The organism is Hungatella sp. SB206 (genome assembly GCF_051132295.1).
In the GTDB taxonomy this organism is placed as follows: Bacteria; Bacillota; Clostridia; order Lachnospirales; family Lachnospiraceae; genus Hungatella; species Hungatella effluvii.
On sequence record NZ_CP096603.1, the window covers coordinates 1,062,573 to 1,080,090 of the forward strand.

Here is a 17,518-nt window from a genome sequence, read left to right on the forward strand (position 1 = left end):
GGCAGCCGGCAGTCATACGGCCATGTCATTAGAATTTGCCTCCGCCTTCATCCCACGGATACGGTCCATGTTCATATCGCGTTTGGTTCACCACTTAGTTCGGGCTACATGACGGAGTCTGGCGCATACAAGCATCAGGGCACTCTGTCCGTCAGGGAATACGCCAATTGCTTTCGTACTGCGCTTGATCTCATGGTTCAACCGCCCTAGAGTGTTGTTGGTACGAATCCTCGTCTAGTGCTGGAGGAAAATAGATATATGAAAGCGTTTCTTCGATGCCATTGTCAAGTTTCCTGGCAATGGAAGAGAATTTCATTTCTCGGAGCTTTTCAGCAATAAACCAGGCTTTCTAACGGGCGGCTGCGATATATTTAAATATGCTCATAAGCCTTTTTATTCAAGTTACTGATGGTACTAGGAGACACTTGCCAAGTAGATTTCTAACAGGGCTTCTTCTACGGAGGATTCCCTGCGGCGGTAGCGCTCAATGATGGCTGTTTCAAAAGGGCCCCCTTACAGCTTAGGGACATTAGATTCCGCTTCTCCGGCAGTTATCTGGAAATTCCTCTTATAGCGTCCTGAACGGTAACCCTGACGCCTGGCAGAACGCTCATATTTCTGGGCATTGGCCAATTCATCGGCTTCCTTCAGTCATTTGTACTCTGTGTACGTTTTTAATCTCTCGCCATAATAAAAGGCCTCCTATGATTTTTATTTTATCATAGAAGACCTTATAAATCTTAAATTACAAAAAACTTTCTCAGACTACTAATGATTAACGGATTATTCTCACCTGGCATTAAAGTTAAATCCAAAATTTCTCCACCGGTGCATGCAAAGAAATCTCCTGGCATTTCTCACCAATCATTTCATACAGCTTGCCCGCAAAGAAAATGTCGTGTACAGCAATTCCGATATTATAAGCGAGAATCCTCTCCCTGTCATCCTCCCTTCCCGGGGTGATGCCGTTCACTACATCAGTAATTTCTGAAAAGAATTTAAAATGGTCAAAATACTTAAATCCCTTTACATGATCGATATCATCAGCATATACTTTGTCGAAAAAAAGGTCGCAATTTGTGAACCCTCTGGTATGTATGGGAACAACCAGAACACCTTCTTTAAAATATTCGTCCGGGCAGACGTCGTGATCAAAAACTGTGGCCGCAGATATTATGACATCACTGCTGCATACAACCTCCTCATAAGTATCTAAAATTTCAAATTGAATTTTGCTATACCCATGAAAACGCCGGATAAATAACTCGTGTTGATTTTTATACTTCTTCAATTTAATAGTGAAGTTATTTTCCGGATATAGTGCCAGAAGAACTTTCAGAGCAGCCCGCGCCGTGTTGCCAAGCCCGATGATGCCGATTTCCTTAAAGTCCTTTTTGGCAAGTAGTTTAATGGCATGCGCAGCAACTGCACCTGTTCGCATAGTTGTAATCCAATTTCCATCTAGTAAAGCTAAATTTTCACCTGTTTTCAGGTTATATAACAATATTTGACTGTCGAGGCTGGGAGCCCGTTGCGGATACCTGGTAACAAGTTTCACTCCAGCCCAGTTTGCATGAGGAAGGATTGCCGGCATAGTATTATAAAAAACGCCTGGTATTTCCGGTTTTAGACTGATCTTTGGAGGAAGCAGGGCTGTCTTTTTATGACTAATTGTTTCAGAGACCCACTCATAACATTGTAAAGGTGATACAGCCATTTCTGTAATCTTATCAAAGGATATAACTTTCATATGCGGTCCCCTCTCTTTGTATCATTCGTGATCCATTACTTGTCTTAAAGCCTGGATAAACGCCTCATTATCTTCATGATTTCTTATAGAGACCCTGATAAACTGTCTGCCGTCGCAGTGTATCTTATTCGACAGATCTTTTATGAATATATCGTATTTTATCAAAAGTATAATTGCCAGTTTAGCTGAAGTCATGTCTCCCTTGAGTTCAATCATAAAAAAGTTTGCCTGAGACGGAAACACGCAGATGTCATGAATTTCCCTCAACGCGTCCCAGAGATACTTTCTCTCGTCCTTAAACTTATCCAGTGCCAACTTATAAGAACTCTTATACTTTTCGGCTATCTGCATATAGAATTCTCCGAAAGAGTTAATATTCCAAATTGTCAGCCCATTTTTTATAGTGCGGATAAATTCTTCGTCTCCTGAAGCCAAAATGCCAAGTCTGGCACCAGGAATACCATATGATTTGGAGATGCTTTTTACTACCAGTAAATGTGGGTATTCCCTTAAAATCTCTTCTGTAATCAGCGTATTATCCTGTTCCTCGGCGAAATCGCAGAAGCTCTCATCAATCAATAATCGGATATCCTTCTGTCCAGTCCAATTGCAGAGCTTTAAAAGCTCACTTTTGTTTATATAGTTGCCGGATGGATTATCAGGATTTATCAAAACCAGCATTTGGAGGTTCTTGCTATCAAAAAACGTAATAAGATCACTGCTGTTATATGTAAAATCTACTGGATCAGGAATGTAGACAATGCATTTATCCGGTTGACAGCGATTGGGATACTCCTCAAAAGTAGGGCGTATAAAACCAATATTGCCAGAGAATAAACTCAGGACATCTTTTATTAATTCCGCCGCCCCATTACCAACTACAATATGTTCCTGATGAACACCAAAGTTTTTGGCAGCTAGAAGAGAATTTACGGATGCCCCTGATGGATATTGAGTCAGAATCTTTTCTGTGTTCGCTTTTATTTCATCGATTAGCTTTTGCGGAGGGAAGTATGGATTTACCAAATAGCAGAAGTCCTTCAGCTTAGGATATCTCCAATACCCACCATACCTCACCTGAAGCAGTTTTAATTTTTCTTCCTCATCCGGAACGAACATAGAGGAGGCAATATCTAAATCCTGAATATCATCGATTTCATACCATAATTGCCCATCGAGACGTTTCGCCTTTATTTCCGGCTCGTCGAGCATGGTAATCACACGCAAAACCTGCTCGTAGTACTCGTTATTTCCCAGCGCCATAGAATAGGCCTCCAAAAAGGGAACATAATGGGTTTTAGAAAAATGTCTGCTGAATTTGTAAATATTTACTGTTTTGTAATAGAATGGAATATCTTCAAATCTAAACTTTTTACCGGGAACAAATTCTTTAATAGAATCGTCTTCACCGATTTTCACAACTGTGCCATCCATCCAGCCCTCATATTTATCTACCAATGCCAGGGTTTCTCTCGGATCTTTTACCAGCGTATCAAGAACTGCATCTTCGAAAATCAAGTCCGATTCCAGTAACAGAGTGTCATCTTCCAGCAATTTCTCCTTCGCCAGCGCGAGAGAATAGATATTATTTGTTTTATCGTAAATCGGATTCTCAATAAACTCTATTGTAGTAACCACGTTCAGCGTGCTAATATAATTAATGAGCTTATTCCCTTCATATCCCACCACAATAACAATTTTACTCAACTGCTGACTATCCAGCTGGCTTAGCATACGCTCAATTAAGGTAACACCATTGACCTTCACCATACATTTGGTATTACCAGCAGTGAGGTCTTTTAGACGCTTTCCCATTCCTGCAGCCAATATAATCGCTTGCATTTTTATCCTCCGTTTTTCTAATATGTGTGTTTTTGCCGTTTCTCCATAATTTTATCAATAATATACTGGCCTCCTATTTCTCCACTTTCTCCTATATGGAATACATAGGTATCCACCAGATTTTGAATCTGTTTTTCGTAGTGAACGCTTTCGCTTCCCAACAATCTCTTGATGGCTTCATTCAGTTTGTAAATCTCGTCCTTCTCCAATGAAATCCCGATTTTGTCACGAAGCGTGATATCAAGCGGTTGGTGTTCATAATGGATATAATCCTCATTTAAAACCTTCATTTTTGTATTGATGAATAGTGCCGGTTTTTTTGTTACATATGAGAATTCATATGCGATGCCGGACCAGTCAGTTATAAGTAAATCAGCATCAAAAACGGTCTTATTGGAGGAAAAATCGGTCTCGATGTCAACATTGGCATATTTACCGTTGCCCAGTTCTGATATGACACGGTTCATCTTTGCAGGAAAACGTTTTATAAATTCGGGATGCGGACGGATCGTTACGTGACAGTCAGAAGAAGCAAGCTGGGCCGCCATCTCATTAATACAGCTTTCCAAGATATTGTCTTCCTGCCAAGATGGGGCAATCAATATCTCCTTATGGTCTTTTTCCGATCTCGATATCTTTTGATAATCAGCCAGCATATCATCGAAAAGGCCATAACCGCAGTGTACTAAATTTTTCTCTGGCAGCTGATACATTTTTTCAGTCTCCCGAATCTCATCAATCTGGTGCTGTCCCACACAAAAAATCGTATCGAAGTGGTCATAAGCTCCCTTATTTACCACCATATTAGTACTTAATAAGCCATGGAACATATAGATATATTCCACGTCCTTTTTTACATAGGAACGCTTCAAATGATAAGTATTAAGATCCGGTGTCGTCATCACCATAATTTCAGAATCGACTTTCATAAACATCGGAATCAGCCGATTATCATCTATGAAATATGGGATGATCTGAGGATGGATCTTGTTAAAAATAGCATCCTTGGGATCACTGGTGACATAATGAATCTTAATATCAGAATGTTCGAGAATATACTCGATTACATTTTTAAAGTATTTATAAAATCCGCTCTTTTCTGCGTAGAATATAACTTCTTTTTGCTCATCCTTGCAAAAAGCCTTGTAATAGGTTTTGGCGCGAATCTTGTCCTCACGGGACAGCTGGAGCTTTTTGGCAAGCTCCTTACTCTCAGCTAAAGCCTCTTTACTCTTTTCCAATGCATCATAATTGATATAGTCTTTGGGCTTATACATCCAGTTGACCAGATACATGGCAAGAATCGCGAACAGATTGCTGGCTGTCCAGTAAAGTCCCACGCCCGCTGGAACGATCATTGCGAAATAAAGGGAAAATAGGACCAGAAAGACGGCCATTCCCCACCGGCCGAGAAATCCCTGTTCTTTTTGCAGTACATTAACATGATTCTGACAAATACACAGAAGTAATGAGCTGGCCCCAGCAATCAGAGGTACTACCAACAGAATATTCCAGTTACTAAGCGACGGTACAGCTGACAAGTCGATTCCGAAGAAAGTCATATCGAATCCCTGAATAGTCTGGATTACCGCATCCAAATCGACACCAGGAACATTAAGACTGCGAAAGGACTCTACAAACTCCGAATGCTGGAGCAGATTGATCGCCTTCACCTGAATGGAACTACCAGCCTCTGTAAGCCCTAAAAGTTCCATTGTATGGCTGGAAAATGCCGTAATCACACCTCCTGGAAGCCGCAAAAGATGCTGCAGCGGATTGTATATAACCTGCATTACACCGAGCACCAGGGGGATTTGTATCATCATGGGGATTAAGCCTGCCAGAGGATGATAGTTTTCTCTCTTATATAATTTCAGCTGTTCCTCTGAGGCACGATCCGGGTTGTCTGGAAACTGTGCCGTAATATTGTTTAACTCAGGCTGAATCTTCACCATCTTGATTGAGTTCTTTTGCACCATAATATTTAATGGATATAGAATTATTTTAGTCAGGAGTGTAAATACAATAATTGCCACCCCATAATTTTTTGTCATTAAATAGCAAAAGTACATCAGAAACCCTAATGGGATACCAACTGTAAAGTTTAAAAAATTGTTCATATCTAATACCTGTACGATCGGTAGCAGCCGATCTTCCCTTATCATCTAAAGATTTCGCAATGCGTGCGGCGTATAGTAGGTCATATACTCTTAAGTTTACTTTTCCCTCTTTTCTGCCTTTTTTGTCAATGACTTCTCCAAGTGCTCCATTTTCTTTCTCCTGAAAAATAATTTTATTTTCTTCCAGAAGATACCGATGGTAGCGCCAGCCGCAATAAAGACACCGGCTACAATCTGAATTAAGTAGGTAGTGGTCGCCGGGTCGATGTAGGCATAGGCGGTCATGCTGAAGAGTAGGGTGAAAAGGGTAAAAAAGTAGGTGAATTTTAGCTTTCTGCTTATTGAATTCATGGTTATACCTCCGTATAAAAGTAATTTAATTATTCTCTATTCTTTTAAGGGTTCCGTGTTTTTTTTCAAACTGCATTCCCGTGTAGGCAAGCCCTGTACGAGTTTCATTTTCGCTTACGTAAATATATAAACGGTAGATACCATTTTTGATATTTATTGTTGAAAATTTTGTTTCTATTCCAGACATTACATTATCAATCTGTTCAGTAAAAGTCACATAAAAATCCCGTCTCAAAGTTGCTTTGTTACTCACTAAATAGCTGTGCTTGTCAGAAGCCAATACTATAGATATTTCTCGTTCCGGCCGTACTAAATCATTCTCACAAAAGGCCCAACCTGATATGTACATGGTTTTTAACATATCGTCCATTAATACAGGCTCATCTAATGCGAAATTTACTTGATCCTGCGCAGTGAGTTGCTCAAATGAAATCTCTGACAACTTGTCATTTTTTTTATCTAAATTTATAATGAGATCGTTGGCATTCATCAAATAAATAATAAGCAACATAAAAAGGATGGATATAGATTTGTGTTTTTTTAAAAATTTAATCATAGGTAGGCACCTCCACTTCACCCATGTCTATATCGAGTGCTTCCTCTATGATTGTCCGCATGGTATTAACACCTGATTTCCCTGCTATGTTGAATTTTCTGTTTTTGCCTGCATATACCGCATGAAATGGGTTGCGTTTATCCTCTTCTTCAAATTCATCTCTGAAACGTGCGCTGTGATCCGATGATAGGAAAATAATGCTGTCAGGATCGTTTTCTATGATATTAGCCACTATAGTTTTCATACAATCAGTTATGAACTTATATTGATCCAGATAGTATTTTTTCTCGTCCCAGTCATAATAGTGTTGAGGGGATACAGCATTTCCATTGTTGTCAAAAAGAAATGGTTCGTGTGGGGATTCAAAATATGAAACTGTCAAAACGGAGGTTTTGTTTTTATAATTATCCTTATCCTTAAAATAGTTGATTCCATTGAGGATATCCTTAGCCCTCTGATCGTTATCTATTTTTACAAAAGGATAAAAAACAGTATTCCGGACTAATATTTGAAAGAAGGATTCCCCTTTTGCTGTTTGTCCGCCCCCTTTAGAATTGCTTTGACTTTTTGATTCAACTCCCATACTGTTAGCAGTTTTACCGACCCCGATTATTTCATATCCTGCCTGCTTAAAAATATCATATATTTTGGCTTGCTCTCTCATTTTCAGTTTCGTGTCCTCTGCTGTTTCTGGAGTGGAAACGTAATTTAAGTTTAAAATATTGGTAAGTATAGTAGTTGTAGAATAGCATTCATTGTGGCTATCATAAGAGATCGAAAATCCATAATCCTTTAAATATGTCTCAAACCCCGAATTATCGTAGTCATAATATTTTTTTATAATTGGAAAGTTACTATATTCATCAAAAACAAAATAATAAATATTTTTTTTTGGCGTTGCTTCATCAATAATTACGCTAAAGTTATTGTCGACTTCTTGTTCCTTCAGTGACTGATATGCGTATGGAAGGCATAATATAACATTTACTGCAAAAAGAGCACTGAATGAAATGGCAAAAACTAAAACCACTGCATTTGCTGTCGTATCTTTCATATTATGCTTCACAAATTTATAAAAAACAAAGAGCAGAAAACATATAATCGGAACCAGATGCCAGTATTCCATAAAACCAAATACCTTTCTAATCCCAAGTTCCATATGGTGATAATTAGAAAAAACAATGATGGCCATTGCTGCTAATACCAATGCCTTGTTACTATTTTTAGTTAAAATTCTTAATAAACACCATATAATTAATCCGACACAATAAAAACAGAGAGCCGTAATTGTCAGTTCATAAAAAGAGATTTCTTTCGGATTATTTGCATATAAAAATATTATAGGAAAACAAGAAATTATAAAAATTATAAATATGCTTTTTAATAAATTTTTCATTATTTTTCCCTTATCTTTCTGCAACCATGGCTTGGACTTCTACCAGTAAATAGCATTTTATAATTTGGACTTTCAGTCAGCAGTGTAGATACATAACCGACTAAAACAGCCAGTAACATCATAAACATTATGGTTAATAATGGATACTTTTCCGCAATAGCATTGAACCCATATGATGTATTCTTTATATTTTGAAATAGCACCATATGCCATAAGTAAGTGTTGTACTCCACTTTAGATACAAATTGGATTGTTCTGCCTAATAATGTGTCATACTTAAATGTGAGAGGCGATATGATGATTATTATAACAGCAATCACTATTGCTACTGCCGGTTTCCAAAGATAATACTTAATACCGTTTCCCCATAAAGCCCCTATTTTAAATGAACAGATAATAAACAAAAGCACGGAAGCTGCCATGATAAGTATACTTACGGAGGTGCCGGTCCTGTCAGTAAAAAACCGTAATTTTTTCTTATTCAAAAAACGGCTTGTTATCATACCTAAGACAAATATATCTATTGTTGTGAATATTTGTCGTATTGATGCGATAACATAATACATATCCGGATATGAATTTGCCGCTACAAATGAACACAATATTTTGCTGCATATAATTGAAAAAATTACAAAAAATGGATATATTCTGATTCCCCATTTTTCAATTGCTCTATATAAGGGATACGATATGAGATAAAATTGCATAAACAATGCAATCGTCCACATCACCCCATTTATATCTCCGCTCACAGACGGGAATAAATTCTGTGTAAAAGTTCCATATATAAGAATCGCTTTCAATCCATTGGCAGATAAATATCCTCCACCGGTGGTAAATAGTAAAATAAAAATCATACAAAAATAGTATGCTGGTGCAATTTTCTTAAAGCGCTGTTTTACGTAAGCTCCATATGTAATGCTCACTTGATCAATTTCTGACCTTTTATAGTGCAAATACGTTCCAAATCCGCTGATTACAAAGAAAATAATCATGGAAAATTGGCAGATTGTTTCATCTAACATAACAAAAAATGGGGTTTTAAAATATCCAAGTGATACAGAATAATGGTAAAAAAGCAACATTAAAATTGCTGCCCCTCTAAGAGCCTCTATGTTTTTATTTCTCATCAATATCTGTACTCCTTTTTTCAGATGATCCGCCTCTATATAATATTTTTTTACATTTAATATATGCACCTGAAATAAAGCAGGCTATTTTCCAAGAGCGCGAATGATAAATTCTTTCCAATTCCGAAACCTCAGAATTAGCTTTATAGCCTTTTTCTTTATACCATTTATAATAGCTTTGCTTGTGTCCAGTAATATATGGATTTGTATTTTGATATTGCTGAATTAAATCCTTTCTATTCCGTAACAGCGTTCGTTCTAAATTATCAACCTTTTCGCCACTATCATAATAATTGTATTTTGATTTTGCTGATCCATATATTTTTTGACCTTCCAGATCCTGCTGCTTTATATACCATTCGCGAAGTCCTAAAAGAATGGGATTATCATTTCCATATAGCTCCAGCATTACTGCTTGAGCTCCAGAATCAAAACCCGAAAAATGATAAAATTGTAATGGCCTTTGATTTACTAATATTTCCCCCTTATCCCCTTTTGAAATAGTTCTATTCGATAAATTCCACGTGGACACATTATAGCCGGGATCACGAAGTATATGTACCCCATCAAACATACATGGTACAAGATCCCCCCATTTCTGATCTGTAAATAATCCATTAGGGATATCGTTATAACAGTAATCGATCAGCCTATCTCTCCACCATTTGGCAAATTTCCTTCCACTTTCCGTATTATGAACAGCATAAAACCCAAAATTATAAGCGCCATGCTGCAATGAACATATCTCGTTATTAATGATATCTTTCTTATTATTTTCCGGAAACGTCTGATGCGGGGTTAAAATAATATCGTTTGTATCCAGCATCTGCTCCAACTCATCAAGGGGGTGAAAAACAGCAATATCCGGATCTAAATATAGAACTTTCTCAGAACCTTCCTCTAAAAACTTGACCAGGGCCTGTCCTTTTACGGCAGTACATAATTCTACAACCGTATGCTGATATATCCAAAATGGTAAATTGTCAACTGGGATTCCCAAGTTTTCAATTCGTATAATTTCATCAAATGGTTCATTTTCCGGATCAATATCTGCAGGCCATTGATCCGAAAACACTAGTGAGAACCATGCATCCGGACAATACCGCTTTACTGATCTGGCCAATACCCTTGCCTTGGGAAGATAATTGATATTAATACTGGTATAAAAATGCATTTTTAACCTCTTATTCTACGTAAAAAGTTGAATTTACTCCAAATTTTAGATAAAATCTGTGCTATTTTATAGGAACGGGAGATTTTAATGCGTTCTATTTCCTGCTCCAACTGTACGATATAGTTTTGATATTCTTCGGCGGTGATCTGTCTGTTTTTTTGATTCTCACCGTCCTTTTTGGGCTTTTCCCAAGATAGATAAAGCGCTTTGCTGTCATATTCCCTCATGCATCTTTCCTTTTTTAAAAGAGAAAAATATAACTTGGAATATACCGCATTCATATCTGATAAAGAGCGCAGTTGAATTTGCTCTACAGTTGTTTTCTTTACTTCGAATTCCTTTCCCTTGTCTTTTATACGGTTTACTATTTGCAATACTTCTTCCGTTATATTTTGGAGGGAAACAGTCCAACCGCATCCCATAGCTTTGGTACGCTCTCCCAAGGCCCCAATATCCGTAACGATGACTGGACGCTTATAAGCCACCGCCTCTGACAGAGTATAGCAAAAGGTTTCCGGCCATAAGGATAGAATACAAATGACATCAATGCTGTGAAGATCCAAGTAGGTCTGTAATTCATCTCTTTGATAAAAATTGGTTTTAACCAGATTTTTTATTTTTAGCTTTGCCAATCGTGGATCATCAATTCCGCCAAAAATAAACCAATTAACATCTGAAGGCCCCTGTGTAATGATATTAAAAATCTCGCCGCTTCCCTTCGCAGGATTTAAACCTCCAATAAATGCCATGTTTAAATTTTGATCCCTGCTGGAATGGTAATGGACGCTTTGACAATTTGGTCCACAATACCGGCTCCCATCCACCTCCACAATCGGCTTCACCTTTACTTCTCCATCCGCGAAACAATGTTGTGGCAGATAGGCCTGAAAACCGGATTTTAAATATTCTTTAGAATCTCTGGCCACATCCTGTCGTTCATAGCGGTATGCAGGAATATATATAGTATCATTTTGGGAGTCCGTTGCTTCTACTAAAATACGCGCACCGGAATTATCACGGCCGTATACATAAGCCCAGCCCTCCACAGAGATACAATAACCATTATTTTTGTCTATCTTTTCAATATTACATTTAAACTCGGATGATAATTCAGGTGCAATATCACATTTCAAGGCGTCATATACGCCATCATATCCGTGTTCAACTACTCTTATTTTGTCAAGGATATCCGGAAAATACTTTCCTATAATATTTTTGGCATTTTCAGAAGGGGTTAAAAGTATATCACATAAATGCAAGATTTTTCGGCTATGGTCTCTCCAATATTTCATGTATGCCATTTCTGGAGTAATCCCCATCACATGTTTTAGACAATCCCTACAAACATCATCACTGTCCTTTCCTATGCAGCATCTGCCGTTTTTATCAAACATTTTAATGGTAGGACATAGATAATAAAAATCATGAAGCGTTAAAACAACCGGAATCCCCATATTTTTTGCCAGGAAAAACACATCCGATGCCAGAGTATATGTATGATGTACGTGTATAAGATCAATTTGAAATCCTTTTAATATTGTTTCGAATGCATTTGACTGTTTCGTATTATAAAATTCCGGATATGCAGGGGCTAGACCAATATAGAACTTGAACGTGAGTATATCATGCGGCAGATATGCGGTGACCTGCAGAAATTCATGATTGCGCACTGCCACAAATACGTTATATTCTCGTCGGGCTGCTGAGACCAAGTCTTTTACATGAAGCTGAGTTCCGCCAATATTATTACTGGCATCCGTACGAAAATCCGCCTGTATCACATAGAGCAGGTTTTTTCGCTTATTATGAATTTTTTGCTGTAACTCTACATTTCGATAGAAATCCTCTTGTTTTAAGTCCTGTGAACTGATAGGAGCAGTCAGAACGAGTTCATCGCAAACAATACATTTGTATCCCAGGATGGTCATATCTTTTAATAGTCCCTCTATATGGGGAGGGATAAAATCCATAAATCGGAGCCTAGTTCTCAACGGCAAAACTGCCTCTGATTTCAGATAAAGAAATTGAGCAGTAACCCTATCAGCCTCCGTAGCAATATATTTCGACAGTCCCCAAAAACAGTCCGGAAGCTGTTTATCCTCACACTCAAAGCAGACTGGAGATACGGATCCTATTTCCGGTCTTTCGTAGGCCAGGGTTCTTGCCGTATTAATAGCGTCATCAGTGATGGTTATAAACGGGCTGATTACCAGAAGGTCATTTGAAGGGTTATATTCATATTCATCAAGGCAACTATCATGATTAGTTATGACATCCAAATCGTCTAATAAGTCATCTTGGGTATGGGCTTCAATTGATAACTCCCTACATACTAAAAAAGCCTTCTTAATAATATTAGATTTACTTACTAGATTATTCAGCCAAATTAAAGTGGATAAATCTGCATTCTCAACTTGGGCAATAACTGTTACCCCTTCGTTTTTTTTCATACTTTTATCTCCCTATGAATTTCAAAAGAGCTCCTCTGATTTTCCAGGTTTTTGTCTTTTTTATATTTTCAATTTCCAATACAAGCCTCTTATTATCTTCCAAAATTGTCTTCATTTTATCCTGAAGCTCTTTATCCCCCTTTACAGCGTCTAAAATATCCTCTCCTGTAACCGACACTTTAGCGAGTTTTGTCATTTCCGCCTGATACCAGTAGTAATAACTTCTATCCTGTTCTGTCACGTATGGATTGACTTTACCAAAGTATTCCAAGAGGTCCATACGGCTGCGCATTAATTTTCTGGCCTCTTTCGGTATTTCCTCCCCATTATCATAATAATTATATTTTGATTTTCCGTAACCGATTCCAAAGACCCTTTGGCCTTCCTGATTCTGCTCATCGATATACCACTGGCGCAGTTCATAGAGGCAAGGATTATTCTTCCCATACAAATCAAGCATGATTTTTTGAGCGCCCGAATCAAATCCTGAAAAATGATAAAATTTCAGCTTACTTCCATTGACATAATAAATATCGTCTTTTTTGATAATGTTTCTTTTGGTAAGATTCCAGGTTGATACATTACAGCCGGGATCTTTCCAAATATAAACCCCATCAAACATGGCTGGGGCAAGATCTCCCCACCTCTGGTCTGTGAAGAGTCCATTTGGAATATCATCATAGCAAAAATCGACAAGGCGGTCTCTCCACCATCTTGCGTACTGAAGTCCATTTTCGCTGTTTTTAACCGCATAGAAACCAAAATTATAAATGCCGTGCTTTAAAGAACATATTTCATTATTAATTACATCCTGCTTTTCTGTTTCCGGGATTGTTTGATGCGGAGTTACAACCACATCATACTGATCTAACAGCTTCTCCAGATCTGACAAATCGTCGAAAACTGCAATATCCGGATCCAGATAAACAACTTTATCAGAGCCGTCCTCCAAAAACTTTACTAAAGCCTGCCCCTTGACGGCCGTACAAAGTTCTACGACTGTATGCATGTAGATCCATAAGTTGAGATTTTTAACGGGAATGACCAGATCTTCAATGCATATAATTTCATCAAAATACTCCTTACTGATATCTATGTTTTCCGGTACATCATCAGCTAGAACTATAGAAAATTTTGAATGTGGGCAATATTTTTTTAGGGATTTAGCAAGTACCCGTGCCTTGGGTAAATAATTATTATTAATACTAGTATAAAAATGCATGGGAATAGTCCTCCATATGCTTTCATATTATTTAATTTGTATTTTCTTTTAAACTGTTGTTTTCAGCCAGCAGTTCATTATTCCATTTAGCAATCGAAATATTCTGTTCTTTAATTTCCAGATTCACTTTATTAATGATATCCAGTTGCTTATTAAGATTAATAATTGCTTCCTTTAATTCCTCAATTGCTTTATCTCTTAAAGTGATTTCTTTTACATTATCCTGGATTATGTGCTTTGCAGTCACAAGCTGTTTCTCAAAATCATCTCTTTCTGAACGGGTTTCAAGCATTTCACCCAGATACTTCTTAAAATGAGGAATGAGATCGGTATCAAATGCAGCACAACAAAGTTTAAAAATCACTTTTTCAGTTTTAGGCTTACACCGAAAATAGATCTGCGGATCGTCATGATCAAAAAGATATTCGCCATTCTGTAAATCAATCCCATTCATTAATTCAACCGCTAAATTATATTCCTCGCCTTCAAAAAACCCTATTGCTTTTTCTATTCTGAGAATACAGTTATGTTCGATGGGATCAACCCGCAAAGCCTTCGTGCAATCGTAGTCGCTTAGATCAACTTTAATGCTAATGCTTGAAGGGTCAGTAAAAAAAACATTTGCATCTTTTTCAGTTTTTCCAGCAAACACCTGTGTTTTATATAAGGTGTAATCAAGGTTACGTGTCTCTAGAACAGGCTCCGCCTCCATCGGTGTTTTTATTGCGTCGAAAAGCAGCTGATATACATCTGCATATTTCCGCGTTCGCAGAAAGGAAGATATCTCCCTAGGGATTTCTTCGTAAGTGCACGGAATTTCTATATCACCAACTCTCTTTTGAGTAGCACTTTCCTCTGAAATATAATAACCAGCATTTTTGATCAATTGGCGAGCAGACGAATTTGTATAGAAATGTAAATGGGTATCGTCCAACAGGCCGAGTTTTGTATAATCGAACTTATTATGAAGTAAATTTATTATGACCGAATTATGTGCAATATTAGGGATAGAGATGAGCAAATGACCGGACTCTTTCAATTTTCCTTTCAGTGCATTTAAAACATATTGGGGATTATGCAAATGCTCCAGAACATCTAAAAAAATGATATAATCATATTCGTTCTCTGGTAATCGATCGATTACAGCTGGATTTTCAATATTGCCTTGCGATTTTCCCAGAAACGATTTTCTGGAAAAGGTCCGCGCCTCCAAACCAGCTTCCTCATTATATTCAATAATATCTACTAAACAGTTTAAATCTTCTTTTAAATGTTTCGTTAAGCGACCGTTAGAGGACCCAATTTCTAAGACCCGGCTTTCGGGGCTGACTTTTTTGAATGCCCATAAATTAGAATGATCCGTTGTCAAATCATAACCAAAATTATATTTATTCATATTACCACCTTATCAAACATCTGCGATCCATTAGTTAGTTGTCGAATAAACATCAATTTCAGGATTTATGTCAATGATGGCGCTATTGGCGCCCTGGTTGACTACCGAAATATCCAGTACTTGATACAGCCAGGTCAATACTTCAAATTCTTCTATTTCACCTTCCGAAACTGCCGCCCCAACAATATAATTCCCTTTCATAATAGGCGGCATGACAAAGCTGAATTCAACCCGAACAATTGAATTTGCATTTACGCGAAACGGCTCTTTTAGGGCACAGATAGCGGTATTACAATTGATAACCCATAAGCCCTTTAGTGTTTCGATCGTAAAACCGGCAATACATTTTTCAATTTGCCGAAGACTTTCTATGATCTCTACAAAGGTATATTTCTTCCCTGATTCCAGTTCTGTCACAATTTCCCCATCGGAATTCTGAAAGAAAGCTGATTTTATCATCACTGCATCATTACATTTACTTTCTTTCGCATAAGAAACCGGAGGATAAGCCTGAAGATTCATCCGTTGGACTTCATAAAAGTCTGATAATTTGCTTTTGTCAACGAAAAAGCTGTTTTTCCGAATGCTGTTTGAATAGGCATTGCATACTTCAACACTTTCGCCGCACATCTGCTGCACGCCATGTTCAATCCATAAGACTCGAGAACACATTTGTTTGACGCTTCCCAGGTCATGTGAAACGAATAGTACGGTTATGCCCTTTGACCGCAGCTCATCAAATTTTTTAAAACATTTGTTCTGAAAAAAGACGTCGCCTACGCTTAACGCCTCATCCACAATTAATACTTCGGGTTCCACGTTGATTGCCACAGCAAAGGCCAGCCTTGCAAACATACCGCTCGAATAATTTTTTACCGGCTGATTTATAAAATCACCGATATCAGCAAAAGACAAAATTTCCGGTATCTTCTGTTCCATCTCTTCTCTGGAATAGCCCATGGTTATTCCATTGAGATATATGTTCTCCATACCCGTGTATTCCGGATTAAACCCTGCGCCTAACTCGAGCAGTGCTGAAACTTTTCCATTAATCTGTATGTTCCCCTGATTGGGTTTTACGACACCGGTAATGATTTTAAGCAGCGTAGACTTGCCTGAACCATTTGTGCCGATGATTCCAAAGGTTTCTCCTTTATAAACTTCAAAACTTATATCACGCAGCGCATAGAATTCCTCATATCTTTTTTTCCGTGACAGGCTTAAAGCTTCTTTCACCTTATCAATGGGTTTGTCATATAACTTGTAAATTTTGCTGACATTATCGATCTTTATTGAAATATTATTACTCATCTTATACCTCTATATTTCATCTGCAAAATATGGCCGCAGGCGCTTAAATGTTACAACCCCAATAACAAATATTCCTATGGTTAAGATCCAAAAATAGAGATTAATAGCACCTCTTTCCCAAAACCATTCCTGGTATATGAAGCAGTCTCTGTATCCCTGGCAAATATAATACATGGGGTTGAATTGTAAAAATAATTTTATAACCGGGTCCATTTGCGCGGGATCCCAGAAAATGGGGGTCATCCAAAAACCAATCTGAATAATAACATTTACAATATTTGATGTATCTTTAATGAATGGGGCCAAAGCTGCCAACAGCCAGGCCAAGCCTATTAATAAAGCTAATGTGCAAAATAAGTAGTAAATAATCTGAACATTATAAATACTGACAGGAATTCGATATACTCCATACATAAAGTAAATGAACAGGATAAAACCCAGATGCACAAATAGAGACGACAGCACTTTTACAATGGGAATAATGCTGACCCTGAAATTGACTTTTTTAACCAGGTAACTATATTCCATCAAACAATTTGTGGATGCAAGCAGGCTTTCCGTAAAAAACGTCCACACTAAATATGCAGGTATAAACCATAGGATAAAGGGTACATCATCTACAGGGGGATTACGAAACCCCAACTGAAATACAACCCAAAAAACAAGTATTGTCACTAATGGCTGAATAAAAGCCCAGATAACGCCTAAAAAAGACGCTGCGAATTTAGCTTTTAAATCATTTTTAGCCAATGCAAAGAGCATTTTTTTATTTGTAACAATATCTTTTATAAACCAATAAATTTGTTTTATCATAACGACT

Annotated in this window: 13 protein-coding genes and 1 pseudogene; all 14 read right to left on the reverse strand. The window is 37.6% G+C overall.

All coding sequences use genetic code 11. The annotated features are described in order from the left end of the window. Positions 1 to 90: 90 nt before the first annotated feature. Positions 91 to 648 (reverse strand): annotated as a pseudogene (locus M1L66_RS04660) (transposase); the annotation flags it as partial. Positions 649 to 805: 157 nt separating this feature from the next. Beyond that, complete coding sequence (locus M1L66_RS04665; protein ID WP_187022996.1) at positions 806 to 1,750, reverse strand: ornithine cyclodeaminase; 945 nt, start codon at positions 1,748 to 1,750, stop codon at positions 806 to 808. 21 nt (positions 1,751 to 1,771) lie between these two features. Then, positions 1,772 to 3,592, reverse strand: a complete 1,821-nt coding sequence (locus M1L66_RS04670) for an aminotransferase class I/II-fold pyridoxal phosphate-dependent enzyme (protein WP_187022997.1) — start codon at positions 3,590 to 3,592, stop codon at positions 1,772 to 1,774. A gap of 17 nt (positions 3,593 to 3,609) precedes the next feature. Further along, the gene (gene yidC / locus M1L66_RS04675) at positions 3,610 to 5,757 is read right to left on the reverse strand and encodes a membrane protein insertase YidC (RefSeq protein WP_349768948.1); all 2,148 of its coding nucleotides are present in this window, start codon (positions 5,755 to 5,757) and stop codon (positions 3,610 to 3,612) included. A 51-nt stretch (positions 5,758 to 5,808) separates the two neighbouring features. Continuing rightward, positions 5,809 to 6,063: a hypothetical protein gene (locus M1L66_RS04680; RefSeq protein ID WP_434691278.1), complete on the reverse strand. Its 255-nt coding sequence runs from the start codon at positions 6,061 to 6,063 to the stop codon at positions 5,809 to 5,811. Between the two features lie 25 nt (positions 6,064 to 6,088). Next, positions 6,089 to 6,619, reverse strand: coding sequence for a hypothetical protein (locus M1L66_RS04685; RefSeq protein WP_434691281.1), 531 nt, complete (start codon positions 6,617 to 6,619; stop codon positions 6,089 to 6,091). Beyond that, the gene (locus M1L66_RS04690; protein WP_434691284.1) at positions 6,612 to 8,015 is read right to left on the reverse strand and encodes a sulfatase-like hydrolase/transferase; all 1,404 of its coding nucleotides are present in this window, start codon (positions 8,013 to 8,015) and stop codon (positions 6,612 to 6,614) included. Before M1L66_RS04690 ends, M1L66_RS04685 begins: the two co-directional genes overlap by 8 nt. After that, entirely contained in the window at positions 8,015 to 9,145 is a 1,131-nt protein-coding gene (locus M1L66_RS04695) for an acyltransferase family protein (RefSeq protein WP_434691286.1), read from the reverse strand. The genes M1L66_RS04690 and M1L66_RS04695 overlap by 1 nt, the downstream gene beginning before the upstream one ends. After that, positions 9,135 to 10,319 (reverse strand): hypothetical protein, encoded by a 1,185-nt coding sequence (locus M1L66_RS04700; RefSeq protein ID WP_434691289.1) that lies wholly within the window; start codon positions 10,317 to 10,319, stop codon positions 9,135 to 9,137. The genes M1L66_RS04695 and M1L66_RS04700 overlap by 11 nt, the downstream gene beginning before the upstream one ends. A 2-nt stretch (positions 10,320 to 10,321) precedes the next feature. After that, positions 10,322 to 12,769 (reverse strand): glycosyltransferase, encoded by a 2,448-nt coding sequence (locus M1L66_RS04705; protein ID WP_434691291.1) that lies wholly within the window; start codon positions 12,767 to 12,769, stop codon positions 10,322 to 10,324. 4 nt (positions 12,770 to 12,773) lie between these two features. Then, on the reverse strand, positions 12,774 to 13,991 hold the full coding sequence (locus M1L66_RS04710) for a glycosyltransferase (RefSeq protein WP_434691294.1): 1,218 nt from the start codon (positions 13,989 to 13,991) through the stop codon (positions 12,774 to 12,776). Between the two features lie 31 nt (positions 13,992 to 14,022). Then, complete coding sequence (locus M1L66_RS04715) at positions 14,023 to 15,387, reverse strand: class I SAM-dependent methyltransferase (protein ID WP_434691297.1); 1,365 nt, start codon at positions 15,385 to 15,387, stop codon at positions 14,023 to 14,025. 30 nt (positions 15,388 to 15,417) lie between these two features. After that, positions 15,418 to 16,698: an ABC transporter ATP-binding protein gene (locus M1L66_RS04720; protein WP_434691299.1), complete on the reverse strand. Its 1,281-nt coding sequence runs from the start codon at positions 16,696 to 16,698 to the stop codon at positions 15,418 to 15,420. Between the two features lie 9 nt (positions 16,699 to 16,707). Continuing rightward, positions 16,708 to 17,511: an ABC transporter permease gene (locus M1L66_RS04725; RefSeq protein WP_002601608.1), complete on the reverse strand. Its 804-nt coding sequence runs from the start codon at positions 17,509 to 17,511 to the stop codon at positions 16,708 to 16,710. Between the last annotated feature and the right edge of the window lie 7 nt (positions 17,512 to 17,518).